A 26857-nucleotide genomic window follows, 5' to 3' on the forward strand; every position below is an offset into this window, starting at 1 on the left:
CGACCGCGGCGGATGTTCCGGATTGCGGGGGCTACTTCCGGGATCAGGAGGTGAGGGCCACGTCCATCGTGTCGGAACATGTCCCGCGTGGCCGCACCCGGCCATACGCGGCCATTCCAACCGGGCGCCGCCGCCTGCCGCCGATGCGGCCGATCCGTTGGCGGCGCCAGAGTTCCGGGCTGCAGGAACATCATGGAATATCAGGGGTTGTCAGGAGACGGCCGGTTCGTTGCCGCGCGGCCGTGTCATGGAGGTGGAATGACGACACACGATATCCTCGGTCCCCATCGCAGGGGCAATCGGGCGGTGATGGCGCTGGGAGTTGTCTGCGTCCTGCTGGGCCTCGTGCTTCTTGCAGGGGGCGTCTGGCTGATCGTGCTGGGAGGCAGCTGGTATTACGGCATTGCCGGACTGGGTCTCGTTCTTGTCGGCATCCTCTTGTTCCAACATTCCCTCGCTGCCGTCTGGCTCTATCTCGCGGTCTGGCTGGGCACTGTCATCTGGGCGTTCTGGGAGGTCGGCACCGACTGGTGGGCGCAGATGCCGCGCCTGGTCGGGCCCACGCTCATTCTCATTCTCGTCCTTCTCTGCATCCCCGCGCTCCGGCGCCGCTGACGGGAGCCGCCATGCTGATCCATTTCACCCGATCCCTCTCGATTCTGGCGTTGATCGCCGCAACTCCGCTCGCAGCGCAGGTCGAGCCGCAGCAGGCCCCGGACCCCGAGGCGCCGCCGCCGCAAGGCGAGCCGGCGCCGGGCACCCGGCCTGAGGATACAGACGATATCCCGGAGGGCGAGACCGAGCAGGCGGCGCCCGAGGGTGCGGCCTCTCCGGAAGCCACGACAGAAGCCGCACCGGAGGGAGCCAGCGTCGCTCAGGCGGAGGCAGAGGCGCAATCCGGCGTGCAGCGACCGGCGCAGCCGCAGCCCGAGGTCGGAGCGGACTGGCCCTTCTGGGGCGGGGACGCGGAGGCTACGCGCTACTCGCCCTTGGATCAGATCACACCCGATAACGTCGCGGGGCTCGAGCGGGCCTTCGTCTACCGGACCGGCGACATGCCGAGCGCCGAGGCCGATGGCAAGTATTCTCCCGAAACCACGCCTCTCAAGATTGGCGACGACCTGCTGATGTGCTCGGCAATGAACGTCCTGATCTCGATCGATGCCGCGACGGGCGAGGAAAACTGGCGCTTCGATCCGGGGGTTCCTGCCGAGGCCATTCCCTACGGCGCATCGTGCCGGGGTGTCTCGATCTACACGGATCCGGCCGCCGAGGAAGGCACGCTCTGCGCGACCCGGGTGATCGAGGGCACGCTGGATGCAAAGCTCATCGCAGTCGATGCGTTCACGGGAGACCCGTGCGAGGCATTCGGCGAGAATGGTATGGTGGACCTCTGGCAGGATATCGGCGAGCGGGTGCCCGGCTGGTATGCGGTCACTGCGCCCCCGGCTGTCGTGCGCGGTGTTCTGGTGACCGGAGCGCAGGTCAAGGATGGGCAGGCAGAGGATGCACCCTCAGGGGTCATTCGCGGCTATGACGCGATCACTGGCGACCTCGTCTGGGCCTGGGATCTCGCGGCGCCCGAAGCAAACCGCGCCGGCCCTCCGGGCGGAGAGGTCTATACCCGCGGCACTCCCAACATGTGGACGACGGCCGTCGCCGACGAGGAACTCGGATACGTCTACCTGCCGCTCGGAAATTCCTCGGTCGACTACTACGGCTCCAACCGCTCGGAGGCGGAGAACGCCTTCGCGACCTCTCTGGTGGCACTCGATGCCACGACGGGCGAGGAGGTCTGGCACTTCCAGACCGTTCGTCATGACGTATGGGACTACGACCTTGGCAGCCAGCCGACGCTCCTCGACTGGCAGGGCACGCCGGCGATCCTCCTGCCGTCGAAGCAGGGCGATCTCTATATCCTCGACCGGGCGACCGGCGAGCCGCTGACGCCGGTGGAAGAGCTGACCGGCCTGCCGCAGGGAGAGGTGGAGCCCGACTACATCTCGCCGACCCAGCCGGCCTCGGCCTGGGCCACGCTGCGGATGCCGCCGCTCGAGCCGAAGGACGCCTGGGGTTTCACGCCGATCGACCAACTCTGGTGCCGCATCCAGTTCCACCGCGCCAGCTACGAAGGCTACTTCACGCCTCCCTCCACCGACCGCCCATGGATCCAGTATCCGGGCTACAATGGCGGCTCGGACTGGGGCTCTGTCGCCGTGGACACCCAGAGAGGTCTGATTGTCGCGAACTACAACGACGTGCCCAACTACAACCGGCTCGTTCCGCGCGACGAGGTGGAGAGCGTGCCGATCAATGAGCAGGAAGCCGGCGCGGACGGCGGCGGGAATGCCGAGGGCGCGGCCGACCCGCAGGCAGGGGCGCCCTATGGCATCAGTGTGAATGCCGGTTGGCGCAACGAAGCAACGGGCATTCCCTGCGTCAGCCCGCCTTACGGCCATATCCGCGCGATCGACCTCGAGACGGGTGAGACAGTCTGGGACCGTCCTTTCGGCACCGCGCGCCGCAATGGCCCGTTCGGCATCCCGTCCTATCTGCCGTTCGACATCGGCACGCCCAACAACGGGGGATCCGTCGTGACCGCCGGCGGCGTGATCTTCATCGGGGCCGCGACCGACAATCTGTTCCGCGCGATAGATCTGGAGACCGGCGAAACGCTTTGGCAGGATGTGCTGCCTGCGGGGGCGCAGGCCAACCCGATCACCTATGAGGTCGACGGCCGGCAGTATGTGATGATCGCTGCCGTCGGGCATCATTTCATGGAGACCGGTGTCGGCGACTGGATGATCGCCTACGCTCTGCCTGAGTAGAGACTGAGGAGGGCGACGCACATCACCTGCGTTGCCCTCCTCATCCCCGGGCCTGAAACCGCGAGAGCATTTGCCAGCGAGATGGGTGGGGCAGGGTGTGCCCGCCCGGTCGGCACGCGTCGCCGCATGAGCGGTATCCCTAGTTACGACGGAGCCCGACGGAGCGAGCGGGATGGCTGCACCCGACGGATGCACGGGCTAGATGTCGGGCAATTCCGATCGTCCGGAAGACGGATTCAGGCTGGTGTCAGCTTGCCCGAGCAGCAGGAGCGCATCGGGCAAGAGGTTTATCGAGATGCTACAATTCCAGCTGCGCGCGAGCAGGGCGGGGGCGCCTGTCGGAAGCCCGCTCTTCTCGGTCTTTCAGGTGAATCTTGGCGTAGCCGGCTTCATACTCATCGCGGACAACGCCACCTTCTGGCAGCGCAGCCTCGACGTCTTCGGGTCAGGTCTGCACTTCCTCATGTTCGGCGCGGCGATCTCGGCTCTCACCTTCTTCATCGTGGCATTGTTCGGGATGAACCCGCTGCGCCGGCCGATGCTGGCGGCGCTGCTGATCCTCGCTGCAGCGACCGGATGGTTTCAGGACCGGATGGGGATCACGATCGACCGGGACATGATCGGCAACGTCGTCACCACCACCTTCGACGAGGGGCGCCATCTGATCACGCTCAGGTTCCTGATCCATGTCCTGGCCTTCGGCCTGCTGCCCGCCCTTGTCGTGCTGCGCCTTCCGGTGCGCGACCGTGGGTGGAGTGGGTTCATGCGCTCCGCGCTGACGGCCTGTCTGGCGCTGGCGCTTGGGGCCGGGCTGATCCTGAGCGATTTCAAGACATTCTCTGCGATCCTGCGCGAGCACAAGGAACTGGTTGCCGCCTGGCAGCCCGCGATGCCGATCGGCTCGGCCATCCGCTACGCAAAGCTCGAGATGCGCACGCGGCAGGTCGTCGCGGCCCCGCTCGGGCTCGATGCCCGGAAGGGACCGCTGCTGGCCGCGGCCGGGAAACCGGTGCTGACCGTTCTCGTGGTCGGCGAGACCGCACGGGCGCAGAACTGGGGGCTGAACGGCTATACGCGCGACACGACCCCGGAGCTTCGCAGCCGCGGGGTGGTCAATTTCCCGTCGGTCGAAAGCTGCGGAACAGCCACCGCGGTCTCGATGCCGTGCATGTTCTCGGTCCTGCCGCGCAGCCGCTACAGCCAGGAGAAGGGCCTCGCGACCGAGAACCTGCTGGACGTGCTGGCCCATGCGGGTGTCGCGGTCGAGTGGTGGGACAACAACACCGGCGACAAGGACATAGCGGCCCGGGTCGCCTCGGCCCGAGTTCCCGAGGTTGCCGATGCCTGCGGCGAGGGTGAATGCACCGACGCGGCCTTCCTGCCGCTGCTCGACCGGACTCTGGCCGAGATGGATCACGACACGGTTCTCGTTCTGCACCAGATCGGCAGCCACGGACCGGCCTATCACCTGCGCTATCCGGGAGCGTCCGAGCGCTTCTCGCCCGCATGTCAAAGCGCCGAGTTCTCCCGCTGCTCCGACGAGGAGATCCGCAACGCCTATGACAATTCGATTGCCTTCACTGACCACATCCTTGCCGAGATGATCGACCGTCTGGCCCGACAGGACCGCGTGATCCCGGCGCTGGTCTATGTCTCGGACCATGGCGAGTCCCTGGGAGAGAACGGGCTATACCTGCACGGCGCGCCACGCTTCATGGCGCCGGAGACGCAGACACATGTGCCGATGGTGCTTTGGCTGTCCGAGCCCTTCCGCGCCACCATGGCGTTGGATGAGGGCTGCCTTAGGGACCATGCAGCGGAACCTGCCAGCCATGACAACCTCTTTCATTCTCTCCTGGGACTGATGGATATACGCACGTCGGTGAGGGATGCGGCCCTCGACCGTGTCTCGACCTGCCGCGCTGCCGCTTCCTGAGGACCGGAACCATGACCGACCAGACCGACGACCTGCCCCGACCCCCGCGTGCAGAGGGCGCGCAGCATCTCATGGCCTCGGCCCGGCATTCGTGGGGGGGCCTGCGGCGTCTGTCGCACGAGACCGCGTTCCGCCATGAGGTGATTGCCGGCGGCGCGGGCCTTGCCCTGCTGCTGGCGACGCAGGCCAGTCCGGCCGAGATCCTCGGCGCGACGATCCTCTTCCTGCTGCTGCTGGCCACGGAGGCGATCAACACCGCGATCGAGATCGTGGTCGACCATCTCGCTCCCGGCTGGGCAGAATTCGCCCGCGACGCCAAGGATCTGGGCTCGCTTGCCGTCCTCTGCCTGATCGGCGCGAACCTTGCCTTCCTCGCTTACGTGCTCGTTACCTGAGGCGGGATCGCCCGCGCCTCGAACCCGTCGGCGTAGCCCGGAGCGGGCGAGAGAAGATCGAGCCGCCAGCCCGCCCCCCGCGCAATGCCCGCCGCGATGGCAAGCCCGAGTCCCGAGCCCTCGCGCGGACTGCTGCCACGCTGAAAGCGCAGCGTGATCCGGTCGAGCAACTCCGGTGCGACCGGCGGCCCGCCGTTCCGGACGCAGAGGCCGTCTTCCCCCAGACCGACCTCGACCGGCCCCTCGCCATGCAGCAGCGCATTCTCGATCAGGTTGCGCGCGAGGATCGCGAAGGCGTCCGGATCCATCCGCGCCGCGAGGGGGCGGACGTCGCAGTCAAGACGATACCCCTCGCGCCCATTGCGCGCATCCTCGATCACGAAATTCAGGATCGGCGCGAGGTCCTGCGGCGCATCGCTCAGCACGCCGGCACCTTCGGCCCGCGACAGTTCAAGCAGCTTCTCGGACAGCCGGGCGAGACGCTTCAGCTCGTGCTCGAGCCGCGCCGCCCGCGGCTGCAACGCCTCGGGAGCTTCTGCCATCAGCCGCTGCGCCTGCGCCAGCGCCGCGGCGATGGGCGTGCGCAATTCGTGCGCCGCGTTGGCGGTGAAACTCCTCTCGGTCGCAAGCGCCCGTCCGAGCCGCGCCATCAGGCGATCCACGGCGTCACGCAGCGGCAGAAGTTCGACCTGAAGCGCCTCTGTCCCCAGCGGCCGAAGGTCGGTCTCGTCCCGGCCCTGCACCTCGCGCGAGAGATCGCCGAGCCGCGCCAGCCCCGCATGCGTCCGCCAGGCGACCAGCGCAAGCGTGAGCGGCAGAAGCAGCAGCAGGGGCGTAACGAAGGTCACCAGCGTCTCGCGCACGGCCTCGCGCCGGTTCGCAAGCGGTTCGGCGATCGCGAACGTCCAGCGACCGCTCCGGTCGGAGACGGCATAGAGCCGGTGGCTCTCGCTGGTCGAGAAGCCGGAGGGCGTGGCCCCCGCGAAGGTCGATGGCTCGGCATCCTGCGACCAGAGGAGCACCGTGCCATCATGGTCGCGCACCACCCATGTCAGGTTTTCCGCATGCTCGCCTGCGCGCGCGATCCGGCGCGACTCGGCGCCCCCCGGGTCGCGGGCCAGCGCCAGCGGCAGCAGGCGCTCGGCCGTCTCCTGCAGCGCGCTGTCAAAGGTCTCGTCCATCTCCTCGCGCACGACCCAGGCAGCGCCCAGCGTGGCCAGCAGCCAGGTCAGCACGATCCCTGCGGCAAGGCTCAGCGACAGGTCCCGGCGCAGGCTGCGCGGGCGGCTCATTCGCGCACCAGGCGGTAGCCCATTCCGCGCTGCGTCTCGATCCGGTCGCGCCCGAGCTTCTTGCGAAGCCGACTGACGTAGACCTCGATCGTGTTGCTCTCGACCTCGGCATCGAAGGCGTAGAGCGTTTCCTCGAGCTGGCTTTTCGGCACCACCACGCCGGGCCGCCGTAGCAGCGTCTCGAAGATAGCCCATTCGCGCTGGCTCAGCGTGATCTCGCCCTCGGGTCCCTCGATCCGCCGGTCCGCCACGTCGACTTGCAGCGTCCCGATCTCGAGGCGCGGATTGGGCTTGCCCGCATACCGGCGCGATACCGCGCCGATGCGGGCCGAGAGTTCCGTGAGGTCGAAGGGCTTGACCATGTAGTCGTCGGCGCCCGCGTTCAGCCCTGCGATACGCTCGGTCACGCGGTCGCGGGCTGTCAGGATGATCACCGGCATGGCATGTCCGCGCGCCCGCAGGCTCCGCAGGAAGTCGAGCCCGTTTCCGTCCGGCAGGTTCAGGTCCAGCAGGACGAGCTCATAGGCCGCGGTCGACATCGCCACCGCCGCGTCGCCGACGCCGGTCATCCAGTCGGCGGCATGGCCCTCGGCCGCGATCTGATCGCGGATCGCGCCGCCCAGTCCGGGATCGTCTTCAACGAGCAGGATGCGCATGGGATCTCCTCTGGCGCTTCCTTCGTGTAACGGCGCCGGCAGCCGGTCAAGGGGACGGCCTCGCGTCGCGGCGCCCGGCATGACGGGTGCGCTGCCGATTTCGGGCGCGTCATTGACCCCGCGCATCGCGAACCCTGCCGGACTGTTCCAGACTGGATGGCACGAGAAAGGAGGAATCGCCATGTCCATCCAAACCTCGGCGCCCGTGCGTCGCTTTTCCTATCGTGCGGCCGCGGTTTTCACGATCGCCCTCTCGTCCGCGCTCATGCTCTTTTCGGGGCTCATCCTCGTCGCAGCCCCGAGCGGGCGGATCGCGCGGGACATCGCCTGGCAGCTCTGGGGCCTCGACAGAAGCGGCTGGGAGGTGCTGCACCTCACGGGATCGGTGCTCTTCGTGCTCGTCGTGCTGTGGCATCTGCTGCTGCATGCGAGCGTGGTAAGGAACCTCGTCTGGAATGCCGCGGCACATTCGGTGAGCCATCGACGCGAACTGGTCGTGGCCGCCGTGGCGGTCGCGCTCGTTGCGAGTCTCGTGGTGCTCGACCTGCCGCCCGCCAGCTGGCTCCGCGCGTTGATGGGTTTCATGCGTCGCGACTTCTGGTAGGTCGCGGCCCTTGCGGGCCGCGCCTTGCGGGGAGCGCGGCCAAGCCGGCCGCGAGTGCCCGACCGGGGCGGGCATCAGCCGCGGGGCTTGCGGCCGGTGATCATGGCACGCACGAGGTTTTCCCGGTGCTGGATGCCGGCGAGGATCACACCTGCCACATGAAAGGCCACCAGCGCGATGGTGCCATTGGCCAGCGTCTCGTGCAGGTCCTCGATCCATGCCGCGCCCCAGAGTGCATCCGTGGTCATGGCCCAGCCCGAGACGGCGGTCGCGACTGCAGATGCCAGCAGCGCAAGGACCATCGCCCCGCCTGCGGGATTGTGCCCGAGGTAACGCCGGGGTCGGCCACGGGCTATTTCGGCAAGGTAGCCGATCACGCGCGCAGGCCGGGCGACGAAGTCCGAGAAGCGCGCATGCCGGGTCCCCAGGAACCCCCAGGCGATGCGGAAGAGCACCAGCACGAGGACGAGGTAGCCGACAGCCTCGTGGCTGTCGGTCCCGGCTTCGGCCAGCATTTCCCAGCCGATGCTCGCTGCGAGAAGCCAGTGGAAGACCCGGACGGCCGGATCCCACACCGTTACCTCGCGTGCCTTGCCGGGGCGGGTATTGCCTGCCGCCTTCACGGCGTCACTTCGTCTTGACGAGGTCGCCGCTCACCGGATCGAAATAGGCCTCGACGCGGGCGCCGTCCTTGTTGCCCTTCACCTCCCAGCAGCCGTCTTCCTCCTTGACGCCCTTGATCTCGTAGCCCTCACCCGCCGCAAGGGTCGTGATCTGCTCTTTCGTCATCCATTGGTCCTTCGGGTGGTCGGTGCAGATCTCGGCGGCAAGGGCGGGAGCGGCGATCAGCAGGGTCGAGCCGAGAAACAGGATCTTGCGCATGGGATGTCCTTTGCGAAACGTGTCGGATGATGCGGAGGGCAGGGTCCCTCCGCGGGTTGCGGTCGGCGGGGACGTTGCTGTTCCCCAGAAGCTGCAGCGCGCAGCCCCTGCGGACCGTGGCCCCCGTCGCCCATGCCGACGCAGGTAGGGATCGAACCTGACATGAACCTGTCGGTGCCGGTGGAAATCGGCCCTCGAACCGGGTTGCCCATCAGGCGTGACGGCGCCGCTTGCGCCTGGAAGCCGCCCGGCCGACAAGCTCCTGACGTCCTGACGTCCTGACGTCCTGACGTCCTGACGTCCTGACGTCCTGCGGCGCGAGCCCACCGCGATCTGTCACTGGCGCATGATCGGGTGCAGCCGGACGCCGCGGGACCGGCAGACGGTGCCGTGAGGGGCCGGCTGATCCCGGAACCCAACCAACTGACCCATCCTGCGAAAGGCTCTCGATACAGCCAGCGCCGCGCCGGGACCTGGCATTTGCCTGCCGTCGGCCCTTATAGCTCACGCCCGCTCAGGCCCCGCGCCCGGGACAGGCAGGGCAGGCCGTTCTTCCGGAGGACCAGGGAGCATCACACCAGACCAGATTGCAGGTGCCGCAGGGTCCATCCGTGCGGGAAGCGCGGCGCGCAGGAACGGAAATCGGGGCCGGTGCCGCCATGGGCGGCGAGAGGGCGGCGGCGCTGCGGCTCGTGACTTGTGCGAAAGGCTGCATGGCGATCTCCCGTCAGGGGGTGAAAGGGCGATTCGGCGTCGGTTCATCCGGTGTCGCCCCCGGCGATGAGTGCCACCTGACGGCGCCGGTCAGCAGATTGTCAGGCTGGCAGACCCCCGGTCGATCCGGATCCGCGCTGGAAGCCCTCGGTCGATCCGGATCCTTACAGGAAGCTGACCGACCGCGTCAGGCGAGCGTCACCTGTGCCCCGCAGAAGGACGGAAGCCTTACCGGAGCCCGCAATGACCAGCCCTGTCCTCGTCCGCGTCTGGGATCGTCCGATCCGCCTGTTCCACTGGTCGCTCGCCGCGTGCGTCGCGGTTGCGGCCGCCACCGGATTCCTCGGAGGGCCCGAGGCGATCCGCTGGCACGTCGGGGCCGGCCTCGCGTCCGTGGCGCTTGTCCTCGCCCGCATCGTCTGGGGGTTCACCGGATCGACACATGCTCGGTTTCGTGACTTCACCCCCAGCCGCGCCTCACTGGTCGAGCACCTCCGCACGGACAGCCCGCGCCATCTCGGGCACAATCCGCTGGGGGCGCTGATGGTGTTCGCGCTGATCGGGCTGATGCTGCTGATCGGCGTCTCTGGCCTCGCGCTTCTGGGGGGCATGTTCAAGACCGGGCCGCTCGCCTTCTGGTCCTTCGAGGCCGGGCGCGTGGGCCGCGAGTTCCACGAGCTTGCCGCATGGGCGGTTCTGGGGCTGGTGGTTCTGCATCTGGGCGGGGTTATGCTGGAAAGCCGCCGCAGCCGCGAGAACCTCGCCCGCGCCATGCTGACCGGCGTGAAGGAGGCTCGTCCCGGCGACCATCCGGCACGCGAGGTTCCGGCGCGGGTGCCATTGGCCGTGTTCTTCCTGCTGCTCGCGGGCGCAGGCCTCTGGGCCGCGAACGCCTCGCTCGCCGCACGGCCACCGCAAGGGTTGCCCGTGGCCTTCGATCCGGTCGCGAGGGCCGAATGCTCGGCCTGCCACATGGCCTATCACCCGAGCCTCTTGCCGGCCGCGTCGTGGCGCGGGCTGATGGCGGGGCTTTCCGATCATTTCGGCGAGGACGCAAGCCTCGATCCCGTTACCGTCGCCGAAGTCGAAGGCTGGCTCGTCGCCCACGCTGCCGAAGAGGCGGATACGCTGCCGGCCCATGCCTTCGCGCTGACGGCGCCGGACGCACCCTTCGCGATCACCGAAAGCCCGTCGTGGAAGCGCCTGCATGGCGACTTGCCGGACGCGCTGTTCGAGCGAACCTCGGTCAGGAGCCGCTCGAACTGCGTCGCCTGCCATGCCGATGCCGAAAGCGGCCTCTTTTCTCCCTTCTCCATCCATGTTCCCAAGGAGTGACCCTGTGAAACGTCTTCTTATCCTCTCCATCCTCGTCGCGGCTCCGGCCTTCGCCGGCGACACGACGCCCACGCAGCTGATCGCGGGCTATGAGTCCACCGCCGGCGCCAAGGCCGACGCCGCGCGCGGGCGCGCGCTGTTTCAGGCGACCCAGACCGGCGGCAAGCCCGACACGCCCTCCTGCACCACCTGCCACGGGTCGGACGTCACGAAGGCCGGCCAGACCCGCACCGGCAAGGAAATCGCGCCGCTGGCCCTCTCCGTCACGCCCGATCGCTTCACCGACACGTCCAAGGTCGAAAAGTGGTTCGGGCGCAACTGCAACAGCGTGCTCGGCCGCGACTGCACCCCCGGCGAGAAGGCCGACGTGCTGGCCTGGCTCGCGACCCAATGACCGGAGGACCTTCCATGACCATCCGCACCTTCGCGCTGGCTTTCTGCGTCCTGCCCTTCACCCTGACCGCCACGGTTGCCGACGACGACGAGGGGCGCGGGCACGAGGGCCGTCGCGCCGCCATGGTGGTGACCGACCCCGCAACGAAGACCGAGTGCTCGGCCTGCCACCTGGCCTATCCGGCAGCCCTCCTGCCCGCGCGCTCGTGGCGGGCGCTGATGGCGGACCTCCCGAACCATTTCGGCGAGGATGCCTCGCTCGACGACACCACCCGCGCCGAGATCGAGGCTTACCTCGTCGCGAACGCCGCGGACGGCGGCCGCTCGCTGCGCGGAGTGGCCGCAACCGACACGCCGCTCAGGATCTCGGAATTGCCGTGGTTCAAGCGGGAGCACTCGGAGGAGGTGACGCCGCGCATGCTTGAAAAGGCCAAGAGCATGGCGAACTGCGCCGCCTGCCATACCGGCGCCGAGAGCGGCAACTTCGACGACGACTGAAGCACCCCCCGCGCGGATCGCGACAGATCCCGGCTGCGTCCCGCGCGGCCGGGTTTTGTCTCGCCGCAGTCGGCGGCAGCGGATGGCGGGCTGGGCCCGGAATGGCGCGGCCCGCCTTTCAGTCCGGCAGCATGACCGTCGCCTCGAAGCCGTCAGGGCGGCCGGGGATCGGCGAGTGCAACTCGAACCTGCCTCCGGCCCGCTCGACAATCGTCCGCACGATGGAAAGGCCGAGGCCCGAGCCCTCGCCCGCACCCGGCGCGCGCTCGAAGCGGCGGGTGAGGCGGGCGAGCGCATCGGAGGGAACGGGAGTGCAGCCATTGCGGACGGCGAAGCTCCGGTCGGGCGACAGCGAGACCTCGACGGGTGCGCCCGACGTGCCGTGGCGCAGCGCGTTCTCGATCAGGTTGCGGCAGAGGATCGTGAAGGCATCGGGGTCGATCCTGCTCGCCACCGCTGTCTCGGGCAGCGTCAGCGCCAGCCGGTCCCCCGCGCCCGCACGCAGGAAGTCCTGAACCACCAGCGACAGGATGGGCCGCAGGTCGGCCGGGCCTTCCGCCAAGCTGCGCCCTCCTTCGGCACGCGCGAGCTGCATCAGCTTGTCGGACAGCCGCGTCAGCCGCTTCAGCGTCGTCTCGATCTCGGCGGCGCGCGCGGCCGCCCGTGCGTCCGAGGTCTCGATGCGGATGCGCTGCGCCTGCGCGGTGGCGCCTGCGACAGGGGTGCGCAGCTCGTGCGCGGCATTGGCGGCGAAGGAGCGTTCCGCCTCGAAGGCCGAGCGCAGCCGGCCGAGCAGCTGGTTCACGGCCGCGGCGACCGGCGCGATCTCGGCCGGAAGCTCGGTCTCGCTCACGGGGGCCAGATCGCCCGCCCCTCGGCGAGCCAGGGCGTCGCGCAGGGCGCGCACGGGCCGGAAGCTCCAGCGGACGACCAGCACGATCCCGGCCAGCGCCAGCGGGATGATGAGGACCAGGGGCAACCCCATCGCCATGCCCAGATCGCGCGCGACCCGGGCACGATGGGCAAGCGGCTCGGCCACGGCGATCGTCACCGTCCCGCGCAGGGCGAGGTCGCAGTAGAGCCGGTGCGTCGCCGTCTGCGTGAAGCCCGGAGCGGCGCAGGGTGGAAAATCGGAGGGATCCGCGCGGTGAGAGGCGATCAGCACCGCACCCGCGGCATCGCGCACCAGATAGGTGTAGAATTCCTCATGGGCGCGCAAAGCGGCGATGCGCTGGCTGGCTGCTGGCTCCTCGCGTCCCATGATCTCCATCACCGCAAGAGGCAGGATGCGTTGCGCGGTCTCCTCCAGCGTCGAATCGAAGACCTCGTCGAGTTCGGCGTGCAGGACGCGCGCGGTTACCGTGGCGCTGCCGACCCAGAGTGCCGTCACCCCCGCGCCGAGCACCAGCGCGAGACGCGCCTGCAGCGAGCGCACCTTCATGGACGGCCGAGCTTGTAGCCGAGGCCGCGCACCGTCTCGATCACCCCGTGGTCGAGCTTGCGCCGCAGACGGCTGACGTAGACCTCGATGGCGTTGCTCTCGACCTCCGCGTCGAAGGACCACAGCCGCTCCTCGAGCTGCGCCTTCGAGAGCACCTGGTTCGGGCGGGAGAGGAAGGCTTCCAGCAGCACCCATTCGCGCGCGGTCAGCGGGACCGGCCGGCCGTCCCGGCGGATGCTGCGGGCTGCGAGGTCGATCTCGAAGGAACCCACCCGCACAAGCGGGTTGGGGTTCCCCGAGTAGCGCCGCGCGACCGAGCCGATGCGCGCGGACAGTTCGGCCAGATCGAAGGGCTTCACCAGATAATCGTCGGCGCCGGCGTTCAGCCCGTCGATCCGCTCGTTGATCTGGTCGAGGGCGGTCATGATGATCACCGGTGTCGCATCGCCCCGCGCGCGCTGGCGGCGCAGGAACGGGATGCCCAGCCCGTCTGGCAGCATGAGATCGAGCAGGATCAGGTCGTAGGCGGCCACGGCAAGCGCGTCGGAGGCCTCGGACAGCCGCCGCGCGCGGTCGATCGTGTGCCCGTCATCGGCCACGTGATCCGCCACGGCGCTCCCCAGAACCTCGTCGTCCTCCACCAACAGGATACGCATGTCACTCTCTCGCCGTTGACGCTCAACCTCGGCCTCTTGCCTGACAGCAGGCTGACAGCTTTTCCTGCGGCTTGTCAGGTGGCCGTAAGGCGCGCCGGGAAAAAAAAGGGGGACGATCCCATGGAGGCGATCAGGATGCGGCCGGGACTGCGGACGACGGCAATTCTCGCGATGCTGATGGCGGGCGCGGCATGGGCCGACGACGACTGCAGCGTGCCGATGGCCGACTGGCAGCCCCGCGCCGCGGTCGAGGCGTTGGCGGCGACCGAGGGCTGGACGATCCGGCGGCTGAAGGTGGACGACGGCTGCTACGAGATAAAGGGCTGGGACCGGAACGGGATCGAGGTCGAAGTGACGCTCGATCCGGCCACGCTGGCGGTGATCGAGATCGACCATGAGGACGAGCGGCACCGCCGCAAGGGCCATGAAGACAGAAGGGAGTAAAAGAACATGATCCGCGTCTGGGATCCCGTCGTGCGTTTCTTCCACTGGGCACTTGCCGCCTGTTTCGCACTGGCATGGCTCACGGCCGAGGAGGCGCAGGGTGTGCACGAATGGCTGGGCTATGCCGCCGCAGCATTGGTGGCCCTGCGATTGGTCTGGGGCCTGACGGGCTCGCACTATGCCCGGTTCGCTCAGTTCGTCCGGGGGCCGGGGGCTGTGCTGGCCTACCTGCGCGACATGGCGACGGGGCGCGAGCGGCGCTTCATCGGCCACAACCCGGCGGGGGCCGCGATGATCGTGGCGCTCTTGCTGTCGATGGGCGGCACCGCCTGGACCGGCTGGCTGATGACCGAGCCGGAGCGTGCGGCTCAGTTGCCCGCGATCGTCGCGCCCGCCTTTGCGGATGACGATGACGAGCACGGCAGGGGCCGCGGCGAAAGTGCCGTCGAGGAAGTCCACGAGGCGCTGGCCAACCTGATGCTGATCCTTGTCGTGCTGCACCTCGGGGGCGTGGCGCTCGCCTCGATGCGCCACCGCGAGAACCTTGCACGGGCCATGATCACGGGCCTCAAGCGCCCTGCCGAGCCTGGCGACGTCGCCTGATCAGGCGACAGGTTTCGGAACCCTTGCGTTTGCCTTACGGTGCTCCCGGTTTTCGCGTGACAATGATCTCGCCGTTCCTGGGAGGCCGCCATGCCGATCTGGTTGAGTGCAGGCCTCTGGGCCGGTCTCGGAGCATCCTCGCTGCTCCTCGGTGCCGCGGCCGCCTATCTGTTGCCGATACGACAGCGGGCCCGTGCTGCGATCATGGCCTTCGGCTGTGGCGTGCTGATCTCGGCTGTGGCCTATGACCTTCTGGAGGACGGTTTTCAGGAGGGCGGCATCTGGCCCATCGTCATCGGGGCCCTGATCGGATCCATGCTGTATGCAGCGGCCGACGAGGCGGTGTCGCGGGCCGGAGGGCACGCCCGCAAGCGTTCACATGCCGATCAGCCGCAGGAGGCGGGGCTGGCCGTAGCCATCGGTTCACTGCTCGATGGCATCCCGGAGTCGATCGTTCTGGGCGTCGGCATCGCCGGCGGCGAGGGTGTGAGCGCCGCCATGCTGGCCGCCATCCTCCTGTCGAACTTTCCCGAAGGCCTGTCGAGCGCCTCCGGCATGCGCAAGGCAGGGCGCAGCGCCCTCCACATCTTCGGGCTGTGGACGGGCATCGTCGCGATCTCGACACTCGCGGCATCGGCGGGAGCGTTGGCGCTGGCGGGAGCGGCACCTTCCACACTGGCCACCGTGAACGCGATCGCGGCCGGCGGCCTGCTGACCATGGTGGTGAACACCATGATCCCCGAAGCTGTCGCGGGTGAGCACAAGGCGACGGGAGTGCTCGCGGTCATGGGCCTGCTCGTCGCTTTCGCACTCACCAACCTTGGCGGGTTGTGACGTGTGCGGCTCGCCGGAGCCGAGATGCGCCACAGCAGAACAGCGATGCGTCCGCATCGTGGAACACGCGACGTGATGGCCCACGGCGAGTATGGACCCAGCCTCCTCCATCCATTCGATTTCGGGATTTTAAGACGCAAATCCGGGGTTGCAATGGCAGAGATAGCCTGCCTATCGTGAGCAGAACGGCAGGCTAGGCGTCCACATGGTGGACGCCTGTCAGGGGTTGGGAGGCCCCGCCGCAGGGAGGAGACTGACCGATGCAGCTGACGGATGCAGATCCGCAGTCCGACGTCGCGCTTGGCGGGATCGAGACGCTTGCCGAGCCGAAGCGCGCCGAGCGCTGGATGAAGCCGGTCGAACTGATGGCTGCGAGCCTCCTCGTGGTGATGATCGCCACCGTCCTCGCCAACGTCTTCTTCCGCTATGTGCTCGCCAAGCCCCTGATCTGGGGCGACGAGGTGGCCTCGCTCAGCTTCATCTGGATGGCGATGCTGGGGGCCGCTCTGGCGGTGGACCGGCACGAGCACATGCGGCTGACGGTCCTTCTGCCGCTGCTGCCGCCCGGCGTTGCACGGGTGGTGGACGTGGCCGGGCAGGTGCTGGTCTGCGTGTTCCTCGCGCGGATGCTGCCCGTTGCCGTCGACTACGCCATCGAGGAATCCTGGGTCCGCTCACCTGCGCTGGGGCTGCAGATGTCGTGGCGCGCGGCGGCGCTGCCCACGGGCATCGGGCTGATGACGCTGCTGATGGTGATTTCCGTCCTGCGCACGCGGGCGTGGGCGATCATCCTCGCGTCGCTGCTGGTGATCGGGGCGGTCACGGGGCTGCTGTGGATGCTGAAGCCCGCGCTCCTGACCATCGGCAACTGGAACCTGCCGCTGTTTCTCGGCCTGCTGGTCGCGGTGCTGCTGGTGGCGGGCGTGCCCATCGCCTTCTGCTTCGGGCTGGGAACGCTGGCCTACCTGACCTTCGCCAGCCACTCGCCGGTCTTTGTCATGGTTGGCCGGATCGACGAGGGCATGTCCTCCATCGTGCTCCTCTCGGTGCCGGTCTTCGTGCTGCTGGGCTGCATCCTCGACGTGACGGGGATGGGGCGGGCCATCGTGGGCTTCCTCGCCTCTCTCCTCGGCCATGTGAAGGCGGGGATGAGCTATGTCCTTCTGGGGTCGCTGTTCCTCGTCTCCGGCATCTCGGGATCGAAGGTCTCCGACATGGCGACCGTTGCCCCCGCGCTATTCCCCGAGATGAAGCGCCGCGGACATTCCGGCCCCGAGATGACCGCGCTGATGGCCGCGGGTGCCGCGATGGCCGATACGGTGCCGCCCTCCATCGTGCTGATCGTGCTGGGTTCGGTCGCGGGGGTCTCCATCGCCGGGCTCTTCACCTCGGGCTTCGCCATCGCGGTGGTGCTGCTGATCGTGCTGTCGATCCTCGCGCGCTGGAAGGCCCGGGGCGAGATCATGGACGCCGTCCGCCGCGCCACCGCGCGCGATGTCCTTCGCGCCGCCATCGTCGCCGTTCCCGCGCTGATCCTGCCCTTCATGATCCGCAGCCTCGTCGGGGGCGGCGTGGCCACCGCGACCGAGGTTTCCACCATCGCCGTGGTCTACGCCTTCGTGACCGGCGCGGTGCTCTATGGTGGCATTCCCCGGAAGAAGATCCTGCCGATGCTGGTCGATACCGCTGCCATGTCCGGGGCGATCCTGCTGATCCTCGGCGCCGCCTCCGCGATGGCGTGGGCGCTGACGCAATCGGGCTTCGCGCGCGACCTGATGACGGTGGTGCAGGGTCTGCCGGGCGGGACGGGCACCTTCATCCTGGCCTCCATCGCGATCTTCCTGATCCTCGGCTGCGTGCTGGAGGGGCTGCCCGCCATCGTGCTGCTGGCGCCGATCATGTTCCCCATCGCGCGCGGGCTCGGCATCCACGAGATCCACTATTCCATGATCATCGTCACGGCGATGAACATCGGCCTGATGGCCCCGCCCATCGGCATCGGCTTCTACATCGCCTGCAAGATCGGTGGCGCGCCCGCGGATCAGGTGATGGGCCGGATCTGGCCCTATCTCGCGGCGCTGCTGGTGGGTCTCGCGCTCATCGCCGCCGTGCCTGCCCTTTCGACTGCTCTGCTCTGACAATCTGGGAGGAATGACACCATGAGCATCAACCGCCGCTCGGTTCTGCTGGGCGCCAGCGCGGGGCTTCTGGCCGCCCCGTTCATCCGGCCCGGTGCCGCGCGCGCCGCCGAATTCACCTACAAGCTCGCCAACAACCAGCCGATGGAGCATCCCTCCAACGTGCGGGGCGGCGAGGCGGTCAAGGCGATCCTCGAGGAAACCGGCGGGCGGATGGACATCCAGATCTTCCCGTCGAACCAGCTCGGCGCCGATACCGACGTTCTCAGCCAGCTGCGCGCAGGCGGGGTGGAATTCTTCCTGCTCTCGCCGCTCATCCTGTCCACGCTGGTGCCGAACGCCTCGATCAACGGCATCGGCTTTGCGTTCCCGGACTACGATGCGGTCTGGAAGGCGATGGACGGCGAGCTTGGCGCCTATGCCCGCGGGCAGATCGAGAATGCCGGCCTCGTGGTGATGGACAAGATCTGGGACAACGGCTTCCGCCAGATCACCTCTTCGACCCGTCCGATCGTGACGCCCGCCGACCTCGAGGGTTTCAAGATCCGCGTGCCGGTCTCGCCGCTGTGGACGTCGATGTTCACGGCCTTCGGCTCGGCGCCGACCTCGATCAACTTCGCCGAGGTCTATCCCGCGCTGCAGACCGGGGTGGTGGACGGTCAGGAAAACCCGCTCGCCATCATCAAGGTCGCCAAGATGTGGGAGGTGCAGAAATACATCTCGCTGACCAACCACATGTGGGACGGGTTCTGGATGCTCGGCAACCGCCGCGCCTGGGCCGCGCTGCCCGAGGACATCCAGGAGGTCGTGGCAAAGCACTTCAACGCGGCCGCCGAGAACCAGCGCGCGGACATCATGGCGCTGAACGCCTCGTTGCGCAGCGAACTGGAAGGGCAGGGCTTCGCGATCAACGAGGTCGATCCGGCGCCGTTCGAGGCCAAGCTGCGCGAGGCGGGCTTCTACGCCGAATGGAAGAAGACCTACGGCGAGGAGGCCTGGGCCAAGCTGGAAGGCGCAGTCGGGCGGGAGCTCGCCTGACCATGAGCGCCCCCCGGCCTCCGCGCCTGCGTTCCGCGGCCCCGGCTCCGGCCGGGCTGCGACCTGCGCGGTCGGGCCCTGCCGCGGTGGAGGGTTCGCAATCCGTCCAGCGGGCGCTGTCGCTCCTGTCGCTGGCCGGGCGTGCGGGGGATGCAGGCGCGGGGCTGGCGCAACTGGCCGTGGGGACGGGCCTCGCCCGCCCCACGGTGCGGCGTCTCCTCATGGCGCTGGTTGCGGCCCGGCTGGTGGAGCAGGACCCGGGCACGCGGCGGTATCACCTCGGCCCGGAGGCCTACCTGCTCGGGACCTTCGCGGCTCCCCGGCACGGCATCCTGACCCATGCCGCGGACAGCCTGAGGCGGCTTGCGGCGGAAAGTGGCGATACGGCGTTCCTGTCCGTGCAGCAGGACGCACATGTGCTCTGCCTGCACCGCGAGGAGGGCTCTTTCCCGATCCGCACTCATGCGCTGAAGGCGGGCGACCGCAATCCGCTGGGGGTAGGGGGCGGCGGGCTTGCGATCCTTGCGGCCCTTCCCGAAGCGGAGGCCCGCGTGCTCCGCGCCCGCATGGCACCGATGCTGAAGGAGCGCGGCGGTCCTTCGTCCGAGGATCTTCTGGCCGACGAGATGCTGGCGCGCGAACGGGGCTATGCGATCAACCCGGGCCGCGTGGTGCAGGGCTCCTGGGGCATGGGCGTCGCGGTGCACTGGCCCGACGGGCGTCCCGCCGCCGCGCTGACCCTCGCCATGATCGAGGACCGCATGTCCCCCGCTCGCCAGCCCGCTCTGGTGGCGCTGTTGCAACGCGAGGCCGCGCTGGTGGAGGCGCGGCTCGCCCGGCTGTTCTCGCCCGACCCGAATGATCCCCTTGGCGAGCCGATCTCGCCCTGACCGGAAAGGAAATGTCATGTCCGAGCCCCTGATCGTCGGATGGGCGCACAGCCGCTTCGGCAAGGCCGAGGCCCCCGACACCATGGCCCTGATGGCGGAGGTCGCGCGTCCCGCGCTCGACCATGCCGGGGTGGCGCCCGATGCCGTGGATGGCATCTTCGTCGGCGTCTACAACAACGGCTTTTCCCGGCAGGATTTTCAGGGCGCGCTGGTCGCCATGGGCACGCCGGAACTGGCGGGCGTGCCATTCCTGCGCACGGAAAACGCCTGCGCCACCGGCTCCGCTGCGCTTTATGCAGCGGCCGATTTCATCGCGTCGGGCCGCGGCCGGGTGGCACTGGTGATCGGCGCCGAGAAGATGACGGCGACCCCCATCGCCGAGGTGGGCGACATCCTCCTGACCGCCAGCTACGTGGCGGAAGAGGCTCAGATCGAGGCTGGTTTCGCCGGTGTTTTCGGCCGCATCGCCGACACCTATTTCCAGCGCTACGGTGACCGCTCCGAGGAACTGGCGATGATCGCCGCCAAGAACCACGCCAACGGCGCGAAGAACCCCTACGCGCACATGCAGAAGGATTTCGGCTTCGATTTCTGCAACACGCCGTCGGAGAAGAACCCGCGCGTGGCGGGGCCGCTCCGGCGCACGGATTGCTCGCTGGTGTCGGACGGGGCCGCGGCGCTGGTGCTGGCCGATGCCGAGATGGCCGAAGAGTTGAGCCGCGCGATCCGCTTCCGCGCCCGGTCGCAGGCGGGGGACCTGCTGGCGCTGTCGCGGCGCGACCCCATCGCCTTCGACGGCGCGCGGCGGGCCTGGGCGGGGGCGCTGAAACAGGCGGGCGTGGCGCTGGACGACCTCAGTTTCGTCGAAACGCATGACTGCTTCACCGTGGCCGAGATGATCGAATACGAGGCGATGGGCCTTGCCGCCCCCGGCGAAGGCTGGAAGGTGGTGCGCGAGGGTACCACGCGCATGGACGGCCGCCTGCCGGTGAACCCGTCCGGCGGTCTGAAATCGCGCGGGCACCCGATCGGGGCCACCGGCGTCTCGCAGCACGTCATGGCCGCGATGCAGCTGATGGGCGAGGCGGGCGGCATGCAGGTCGATGGCGCCACGCTGGCGGGCGTCTTCAACATGGGCGGCACCGCGGTCGCCAACTACTGCTCGATCCTGGAGCGCGTGAAATGAGCGACCCGGCCGGCGGCGTCACCCCCGTCTCGACCCGGGTGATGAATCTCGCCACCCTGCTCACGCAGGTCGCCCGGCGCGATCCGGAGGGTATCGCGCTGGTCATGGGCGACGACCGCTGGACCTGGGGCCAGTTCGAGGCCCGCACAGATGCGCTTGCCGCCGCGCTGCAACGGCGCTTCGGCCTGCAGAAGGGCGACCGGGTGATGTGCCAGTCGCAGAACTGCCTCGAGATGATGCAGGCGATGTTCGCGGTCTGGCGCGCGGGCGGGGTCTGGGTGCCTGCCAACTTCCGCCAGACGCCGGAGGAGGTCGTCTACCTCACGCAATCCTCGGGCGCGAATATCCTGCTCTGCAACGCAAGCTTCCCCGGCCATGCCGAGGCCTGCCTGCGCGACTGCCCCGACCTAACGCATGTGCTGTCCTTCGGCACCTCAGACTTCGGGCCCTGCATCGAAGACGTCACCGCCGACCACATGGGCCAGCGCCCGCAGGTGGCGGCAGTGGAGCGCGACGATCCCTGCTGGTTCTTCTTCACCTCGGGGACCACGGGGCGGCCGAAGGCATCCGTCCTGACCCACGGCCAGATGGCCTTCGTGGTGACGAACCATCTGGCCGATCTGATGCCGGGGCTGACGCCCGAGGATGCCTCGCTGGTGGTGGCGCCGCTGTCGCATGGAGCAGGCGTGCACCAGCTGACACAGGTCGCGCGGGGCGTGAAGACCATCCTCATGCCCGGCGACCGCTTCGACGTGCCGACCGTCTGGCGACTGGTGCAGGAGTGGCGCGTCTCGACCATGTTCACCGTGCCCACGATCCTGAAGCTGCTGGTGGAGGATGCCTCGACGGCGGCGGCTGACCTCTCGTCGCTGCGCTACGTGATCTATGCCGGCGCGCCGATGTACCGGGTGGACCAGCAGAAGGCGCTGGCGACGCTCGGGCCGGTGCTGGTGCAGTATTTCGGCCTCGGCGAATGCACGGGCAACATTACCGTGCTGCCCGCTCGCCTGCATCAGGCCGAGGACGGGCCGCTCGCGCGCACCGGCACCTGCGGCCATCCCCGAACGGGGATCGAGATCCAGATCCAGGACGACGCGGGCCGCGAACTGCCCCCGGGCGAGACCGGCGAGATCTGCTGCATCGGCCCCGCGGTCTTTGCCGGCTATTACAAGAACCCCGAGGCCAATGCGAAATCCTTCCGCGACGGCTGGTTCCGCACCGGCGATCTGGGCCACGTCGATGCCGAAGGGTTCCTCTACATCACCGGGCGGCAGTCGGACATGTTCATCTCCGGCGGCTCCAACGTCTATCCGCGCGAGATCGAGGAGAAGATCCTGACCCATCCCGCGGTGTCGGAGGTGGCCGTGCTCGGCGTGCCCGACCCGCTCTGGGGCGAGGTCGGCTGGGCCATCTGCGTGGCGACCGGGCCGGTGACGGAGGAGGAACTGGCCGCGCATCTGGAAGGGAAGCTCTCGCGCTACAAGATGCCGAAGCGCTTCCTGTTCTGGGAGGCGCTGCCGAAATCGGCCTATGGCAAGATCACCAAGAAGATGATCCGCGAGGAACTGGAGGCGCGGGGCCTGATCGGGGAACCGGCGTGACGCTGCGGATGATCCATCCCGGCCCGCGCGCCGCGGAACGCAGCGTGGCCGTCCGCACCACGCTGCGCCCGGTGGAGGGTGTGCTGCCCGCGGGGCGGACGGTGGTTCAAGCGGTGGGCGATCTCTTTGCCGCCCACGGCTGCCGAGGCGGCGTGGTCTGGCTCGATGGGCTGGTCTGCGATCCCATGCGCTACGTGCTGCCTGCGGCCTCCACCGATGGCGTTCACGCGGCGTGGTATTCCGACACCCATGCCCCCGACGGCCCGGTGCGGATCGCACGGGCGACGGCGACCGTGGGCTCCCGCGATGGCGCGCCCTTCTTCCATTGCCACGGCCTTTGGGGCAACGAGGCTCTGGCGATGGGGCACCTGCTGCCGGACCAGTCGGTGGTGGGCCGCGATACAGCCGTCCGCGGGCTGGGCAGCGCGGATGCCTGGTTCGAGGGGCTGCCGGATGCGGAAACCGCCTTTACGCTCTTCAAGCCGCGGGGCGGCGGCGCGGGCCGGGCGCTGCTGGGGCGCATCCTGCCAGGTGAGGACGTCGTTGCGGCGGTGGAGGCGCTCTGCGCCACTCACGGGCTGACGGAGGCGCGGGTGCATGGGGTGGGCTCCATCGACCACATCCGCTTCGCTGAAGGCCACCGGATGGACTGCCACGCCACCGAGCTGCGCTTTGACGGCGCCGAGGTCGAGGGAGGCCTGGCCCGTCTGCCGATCGAGGTCGTGGACATCGCCGGCACCATCGCCACCGGCACCCTCACGCGCGGCGACAACCCCGTGGGGGTGACGCTGGAACTCATCATCGAACCGAAGGAATGAAACAGATGCAGAAAGTCGCCGTCGTCACCGGTGGATGCCGGGGGATCGGCCTCGCCACCACGGAGCTGTTCCTGGAGATGGGATGGCGCGTGGTCATGGTTGACCGCGACGGGCCGGAACTGCGTGCGGCCGCGGCGCAACTGGAAAACGTGCTGCCGGTCGAGGCCGACGTGTCGATCCCCGAGCAGGTGGACCGGATGGTCGCCGAGGCGCTGGCGGGCTTCGGCCGGATCGACGCGCTGGTGAACAACGCGGGCGTGGCGCTGTTCTCGCGCGCTGAGGGCACGCGCTTCGAGGACTGGCGAGAGGTGATGGAGACCAACCTCGACGGCGTGTTCCTCTGCACGCAGGCGGCGGCAGGGGCGCTGGCGGAGACGCGCGGCGCAGTGGTCAACATCGCCTCAATCTCCGGCCTGCGCGCCTCGACGCTGCGCGTGGCCTATGGCACCTCGAAGGCCGGTGTCATCCACATGACCAAGCAGTTCGCGGTGGAATTGGGCGAGCGCGGCATCCGGGTCAATTGCGTGGCGCCGGGGCCGGTCAGGACCAAGCTCGCCGCCGCGGTCCACGCGCCCGAAATCATCTCCGCCTATTACGACGCGATCCCCCTCAACCGCTATGGCGAGGCGCGCGAGATCGCGGAAGCGATCTGCTTCCTTTGCTCGGAGAAGGCCAGCTTCATCACCGGACAGACGCTGGCCGTGGACGGAGGCTTCGACGCCGCGGGCGTGGGCCTGCCCGCGCTGCGACGGGACGCGGCCGTCGCCGCGGATTGAGGCAGGCAGTGTCCTTGGCCGAGACCGGCGTTGCTGCGACGCCGGTTCTGGCGTGGAATGTCTGCCGGCACCTGTCCCCGGTGGTCTCGGTCGGCAGTTCGCGGTCGCGCCCGGACAGGCCGTCCGGCCGCCGACGCCTCGCGACGGTCACGCGCTGCGCAAGCATCATACGGGACATCTCCCACGGGCAGTCGCGCCGGCCCCGTCAGCCCGCGCTGCGGAATCCTCCCTCTACCGCGAACATCTGGCCGTTCACCTCGTGTGCGGGTGCGTGGCACGGCTTGCAGGTCTCGACCGACGGCGCATTCGGGCTCGCCCGTATGCGGCGGGAGATCGTCGGTCCGGCTCATGCCGGGCCGTTGCGCGTCGCGATCCTGCAGGGCCGCGTTCCGTGATAGGGTGATCCGGATGAAGCTGGAGGTCGGTGGATGAGTGCGAGGCGGACGGAAGGCGGCGAGCCGGGGATTGCGGGAAGGGCCATCTCCGAGACTTCGGCGGAGGTCGAGGGTTGGTTCGAGTCACTTCCCCCCGTAGCGATCCCCGACCTGATCGGTTTGTGGCGAGGCGAAGAGCTTCCGAGCGGGCATCCGTTCGACGGTGTGCTCGACCGATACCAGTGGTTCGGGAAGGAGTTCGCCAGCGCCGATGCGGTGCATCCCCTCCTGTTCCGCGACGCCCGAGGGCAACTCTTCGCCGTCGAGCCGCGCTTCCTGCCGTTCCACCTCGCGCTTCGGCTCGGCGTGGCCCGCAGCGGGTTGGCGGCTGCAGCCTTCTCCCGCGTAAAGCGGCTGCTCGCGACGCGGCGCCCCGCCGCCCACCTGCGCATGATGGAGTGGCGGGGCACGCCGAGCGCCACGATGATCTACAACCGGCTGCCGATCCACGATCACTTCCGACGCCTCGACGAAGACACTGTCGTCGGAGCGATGAACGACCCTGGCTTCAAGCGGCCATTCTTCTTTCTTCTGCGCCGGATTTCTCCGACGACGGTCAGCCCGCAGTCTCGGGGGTGACGCGGCAGGAAGGCGGCCCGGCACCGTCCCGGATCATTGCCGCGGCCCGCTCGGCGATCATCAACGTGGCTGCGTTCGTATTCCCGCCGATCAGCTTCGGCATGACGGATGCGTCGGCCACCCGCAGTCCTGCGAGGCCCTGCACCCTCAGGTCGGGGCCCACCACCGCCAGGCGGTCCCGGCCCATCCTGCACGTGCCGACCGGATGGTAGGCGGTGTCGACCCTCGCTCGAATGTCGGCCTTCAACGCCTCGTCGCCGGGGTCGCGTGGGTAGAGGGACGCGCCCATCCACGGGGCGAGCGGCTCGGCAGCCAGAATGCGCTCGAGGATGCGGACGCCGCGACAGAGGCCTTCGAGATCGCGCGCATCCGTCAGGAAGCCCGGGTCGATCCGCGGCGGCAGGCGCGGGTCCGGGCCCGTCAGTCCGAGGCTGCCCCGGCTTTCGGGGCGGAGCAGGCAGGCATGCGCCGTGAAGCCGTCGGCGAAGCGAAGGCGCCGCATGTGGTCATCGACGAGCCCGATCACGAAGAACAGCTGGATGTCGGGATCGGGCAGACGGGGATCGCTCCGAACAAAGGCACCGGCTTCCGCCATGGGAGAGGCGAAGAGACCCGTCCCCGTCCTCCGCCAGCGCGCGGCCGCCCGTGCGAGGCGCCAGAGGCCCCCGAGGTTCAGCGCCACCGCATCCCGCCTGAGCGAGAGGTGGTGGAGCGTGATATCGACATGATCCTGCAGGTTGGCCCCAACCCCCGGCAGCGCGTGGCGCACCGGAATGCCCTGCGTGCGCAACTCGTCCTCGGGACCGATCCCCGACAGCAGGAGAAGTTGCGGCGATCCGAACGTCCCGGCCGCGAGGATCACCTCGCGCTTCGCCCTCAGCGTGAGGCGGCGGCCGAACCTGCGCACGACGAGGCCCGTCGCCCGGTCGTCGTCGACAAGGACGCGCTCGGCCCGCGTCCGGGTCAGGACCGTGAGGTTCGGGCGGCCAAGAGCCGGGAAGAGCCAGGCCGCAGCGGCCGAGCAGCGCTCGCCCTTGCGCGGACCATCGTCGAACTGCGTCACCTGATAGAGCCCGGCGCCCTCCTGCGTCGGGCCGTTGAAGTCGCGGTTCTCTGGCAAACCGACCTTTCGGCACGCCTCGACGAAGGCGCGGGCGAGCGCGGTGGGTTCGACCTGATCCGAGACCCGCAGCGGCCCGCCTGTGCCGTGCCACGAACCGCCGCGCCGGTTCGCCTCGCAGGCGAGAAACCATGGCCGGACCGAGGCCCAGTCCCAGCCTTCCGCCCCGAGGTCGGCCCAGGCGTCGAAGTCGGAAGGCGTTCCCCGGACGTAGAGCATGGCGTTGATGGCAGAGGATCCACCGAGCGCACGGCCCCGTGGCTGGTATCCGCGGCGTCCGTTCAGACCCGGTTGCGGCACCGTCCGGAATGCCCAGTTGGCGATTGGCGGCCTGCCCGGAATCGTCACCGCCATCAGCGCTGGCGCCCGTATGAAGATGTCCTGCCCGTCTCCGCCCGCCTCGACCAGGCAGACCTTGACGCGCAGGTTCTCGGACAGGCGCGCGGCGAGCACCGAGCCCGCCGATCCTCCCCCTGCGATGACGTAGTCGAACTCCATGCCCACTCTCCCGCTGCCCGGTCAGCTTGACCGGAGGAGGCCTCGCGCGGAACCAGTTTTTCCCGGTCAAGAGGCCTCGGCAGACAGTCGCCGCCAACCGCTGCACATCGGACGGACGTTCCGAAGGGCGAGATGAGGTCCCGGACGCCGACCACTGCGCAGGTGCCCCGGTCCGGGAACATCGCATCTGGCGGCCGGAGTGGAGCAAGGTGCCGTTTCTGTTCCAGACCACGACGCAGCGCTGGTTCGCCGATCCCATCCTGTCCTC

General features: G+C 68.8%; 26 protein-coding genes. 19 read left to right on the forward strand and 7 right to left on the reverse strand.

Going from position 1 to position 26857, the window contains the following annotated elements:
- Positions 1–258: 258 nt before the first annotated feature.
- The 4 genes from ACTVZP_RS12060 (at position 259) to ACTVZP_RS12075 (ending at position 5159) form a co-directional block, all read left to right on the forward strand.
- Positions 259–615 (forward strand): glucose dehydrogenase, encoded by a 357-nt coding sequence (locus ACTVZP_RS12060; protein ID WP_443212392.1) that lies wholly within the window; start codon positions 259–261, stop codon positions 613–615.
- Positions 616–626: 11 nt separating this feature from the next.
- Positions 627–2828 (forward strand): outer membrane protein assembly factor BamB family protein, encoded by a 2202-nt coding sequence (locus tag ACTVZP_RS12065; protein WP_443212393.1) that lies wholly within the window; start codon positions 627–629, stop codon positions 2826–2828.
- A gap of 295 nt (positions 2829–3123) precedes the next feature.
- Entirely contained in the window at positions 3124–4764 is a 1641-nt protein-coding gene (locus tag ACTVZP_RS12070) for a phosphoethanolamine transferase (protein ID WP_443212394.1), read from the forward strand.
- A gap of 11 nt (positions 4765–4775) precedes the next feature.
- Positions 4776–5159 carry a diacylglycerol kinase gene (locus ACTVZP_RS12075; RefSeq protein WP_443212395.1) on the forward strand — a complete coding sequence of 128 codons (384 nt, stop codon included), beginning with the start codon at positions 4776–4778 and terminating at the stop codon, positions 5157–5159.
- Here the strand turns inward: ACTVZP_RS12075 and ACTVZP_RS12080 are convergent.
- Together ACTVZP_RS12080 and ACTVZP_RS12085 are read right to left on the reverse strand one after the other, a co-directional pair.
- Positions 5141–6451 (reverse strand): histidine kinase dimerization/phospho-acceptor domain-containing protein, encoded by a 1311-nt coding sequence (locus ACTVZP_RS12080; RefSeq protein ID WP_443212396.1) that lies wholly within the window; start codon positions 6449–6451, stop codon positions 5141–5143. The genes ACTVZP_RS12075 and ACTVZP_RS12080 overlap by 19 nt on opposite strands.
- A complete protein-coding gene (locus ACTVZP_RS12085; RefSeq protein ID WP_443212397.1) occupies positions 6448–7107 on the reverse strand; it encodes a response regulator in 660 nt (219 codons plus the stop codon). The genes ACTVZP_RS12080 and ACTVZP_RS12085 overlap by 4 nt, the downstream gene beginning before the upstream one ends.
- Before the next feature lie 181 nt (positions 7108–7288).
- Here ACTVZP_RS12085 and ACTVZP_RS12090 point away from each other — a divergent pair, with 181 nt between their 5' ends.
- A complete protein-coding gene (locus tag ACTVZP_RS12090; RefSeq protein ID WP_443212398.1) occupies positions 7289–7711 on the forward strand; it encodes a DUF4405 domain-containing protein in 423 nt (140 codons plus the stop codon).
- 74 nt (positions 7712–7785) lie between these two features.
- On the opposite strand, the gene ACTVZP_RS12095 is transcribed toward ACTVZP_RS12090, so the two are convergent.
- Both ACTVZP_RS12095 and ACTVZP_RS12100 read right to left on the reverse strand, forming a co-directional pair.
- On the reverse strand, positions 7786–8334 hold the full coding sequence (locus tag ACTVZP_RS12095) for a cytochrome b/b6 domain-containing protein (protein ID WP_443212399.1): 549 nt from the start codon (positions 8332–8334) through the stop codon (positions 7786–7788).
- A gap of 4 nt (positions 8335–8338) precedes the next feature.
- The gene (locus tag ACTVZP_RS12100; protein ID WP_443212400.1) at positions 8339–8593 is read right to left on the reverse strand and encodes a PepSY domain-containing protein; all 255 of its coding nucleotides are present in this window, start codon (positions 8591–8593) and stop codon (positions 8339–8341) included.
- Positions 8594–9550: 957 nt separating this feature from the next.
- On the opposite strand from ACTVZP_RS12100, the gene ACTVZP_RS12105 reads away from it, so the two are divergent.
- Genes ACTVZP_RS12105 through ACTVZP_RS12115 form a run of 3 tightly spaced genes read left to right on the forward strand, consistent with a single transcriptional unit; the run spans position 9551 to position 11533 of the window.
- On the forward strand, positions 9551–10642 hold the full coding sequence (locus tag ACTVZP_RS12105; RefSeq protein ID WP_443212401.1) for a cytochrome b/b6 domain-containing protein: 1092 nt from the start codon (positions 9551–9553) through the stop codon (positions 10640–10642).
- Between the two features lie 4 nt (positions 10643–10646).
- Complete coding sequence (locus tag ACTVZP_RS12110; protein WP_443212402.1) at positions 10647–11036, forward strand: DUF1924 domain-containing protein; 390 nt, start codon at positions 10647–10649, stop codon at positions 11034–11036.
- A 14-nt stretch (positions 11037–11050) separates the two neighbouring features.
- Positions 11051–11533 carry a diheme cytochrome c gene (locus ACTVZP_RS12115; protein ID WP_443212403.1) on the forward strand — a complete coding sequence of 161 codons (483 nt, stop codon included), beginning with the start codon at positions 11051–11053 and terminating at the stop codon, positions 11531–11533.
- A 118-nt stretch (positions 11534–11651) separates the two neighbouring features.
- On the opposite strand, the gene ACTVZP_RS12120 is transcribed toward ACTVZP_RS12115, so the two are convergent.
- Positions 11652–12974 carry an ATP-binding protein gene (locus ACTVZP_RS12120; protein ID WP_443212404.1) on the reverse strand — a complete coding sequence of 441 codons (1323 nt, stop codon included), beginning with the start codon at positions 12972–12974 and terminating at the stop codon, positions 11652–11654.
- On the reverse strand, positions 12971–13630 hold the full coding sequence (locus ACTVZP_RS12125; RefSeq protein WP_443212405.1) for a response regulator transcription factor: 660 nt from the start codon (positions 13628–13630) through the stop codon (positions 12971–12973). The genes ACTVZP_RS12120 and ACTVZP_RS12125 overlap by 4 nt, the downstream gene beginning before the upstream one ends.
- A gap of 147 nt (positions 13631–13777) precedes the next feature.
- Between ACTVZP_RS12125 and ACTVZP_RS12130 the strand changes: the two genes are divergently transcribed.
- The 11 genes from ACTVZP_RS12130 (at position 13778) to ACTVZP_RS12180 (ending at position 24971) form a co-directional block, all read left to right on the forward strand.
- Positions 13778–14074: a PepSY domain-containing protein gene (locus ACTVZP_RS12130; RefSeq protein ID WP_443212604.1), complete on the forward strand. Its 297-nt coding sequence runs from the start codon at positions 13778–13780 to the stop codon at positions 14072–14074.
- A 6-nt stretch (positions 14075–14080) separates the two neighbouring features.
- Entirely contained in the window at positions 14081–14677 is a 597-nt protein-coding gene (locus tag ACTVZP_RS12135) for a cytochrome b/b6 domain-containing protein (RefSeq protein WP_443212406.1), read from the forward strand.
- Positions 14678–14767: 90 nt separating this feature from the next.
- Complete coding sequence (locus ACTVZP_RS12140; protein ID WP_443212407.1) at positions 14768–15511, forward strand: ZIP family metal transporter; 744 nt, start codon at positions 14768–14770, stop codon at positions 15509–15511.
- A gap of 260 nt (positions 15512–15771) precedes the next feature.
- Positions 15772–17649 carry a TRAP transporter large permease gene (locus ACTVZP_RS12145; protein ID WP_443212408.1) on the forward strand — a complete coding sequence of 626 codons (1878 nt, stop codon included), beginning with the start codon at positions 15772–15774 and terminating at the stop codon, positions 17647–17649.
- A 21-nt stretch (positions 17650–17670) separates the two neighbouring features.
- Positions 17671–18687: a TRAP transporter substrate-binding protein gene (locus ACTVZP_RS12150; RefSeq protein ID WP_443212409.1), complete on the forward strand. Its 1017-nt coding sequence runs from the start codon at positions 17671–17673 to the stop codon at positions 18685–18687.
- Between the two features lie 2 nt (positions 18688–18689).
- Entirely contained in the window at positions 18690–19577 is an 888-nt protein-coding gene (locus ACTVZP_RS12155) for an IclR family transcriptional regulator (protein WP_443212410.1), read from the forward strand.
- 16 nt (positions 19578–19593) lie between these two features.
- Positions 19594–20763, forward strand: a complete 1170-nt coding sequence (locus ACTVZP_RS12160; RefSeq protein ID WP_443212411.1) for an acetyl-CoA acetyltransferase — start codon at positions 19594–19596, stop codon at positions 20761–20763.
- Complete coding sequence (locus ACTVZP_RS12165; protein ID WP_443212412.1) at positions 20760–22364, forward strand: acyl-CoA synthetase; 1605 nt, start codon at positions 20760–20762, stop codon at positions 22362–22364. The genes ACTVZP_RS12160 and ACTVZP_RS12165 overlap by 4 nt, the downstream gene beginning before the upstream one ends.
- Positions 22361–23182 carry a PCC domain-containing protein gene (locus tag ACTVZP_RS12170; RefSeq protein WP_443212413.1) on the forward strand — a complete coding sequence of 274 codons (822 nt, stop codon included), beginning with the start codon at positions 22361–22363 and terminating at the stop codon, positions 23180–23182. The genes ACTVZP_RS12165 and ACTVZP_RS12170 overlap by 4 nt, the downstream gene beginning before the upstream one ends.
- 5 nt (positions 23183–23187) lie before the next feature.
- Positions 23188–23958, forward strand: a complete 771-nt coding sequence (locus tag ACTVZP_RS12175) for an SDR family NAD(P)-dependent oxidoreductase (RefSeq protein WP_443212414.1) — start codon at positions 23188–23190, stop codon at positions 23956–23958.
- Positions 23959–24386: 428 nt separating this feature from the next.
- Complete coding sequence (locus ACTVZP_RS12180) at positions 24387–24971, forward strand: DUF4334 domain-containing protein (RefSeq protein WP_443212415.1); 585 nt, start codon at positions 24387–24389, stop codon at positions 24969–24971.
- Here ACTVZP_RS12180 and ACTVZP_RS12185 read toward each other — a convergent pair.
- Positions 24949–26589: a GMC family oxidoreductase gene (locus ACTVZP_RS12185; protein WP_443212416.1), complete on the reverse strand. Its 1641-nt coding sequence runs from the start codon at positions 26587–26589 to the stop codon at positions 24949–24951. The two genes, ACTVZP_RS12180 and ACTVZP_RS12185, sit on opposite strands and share 23 nt — an antisense overlap.
- Positions 26590–26857 lie beyond the last annotated feature (268 nt).

The organism is Rhodobacter sp. NSM (genome assembly GCF_052244495.1).
In the GTDB taxonomy this organism is placed as follows: Bacteria; Pseudomonadota; Alphaproteobacteria; order Rhodobacterales; family Rhodobacteraceae; genus Cereibacter_A.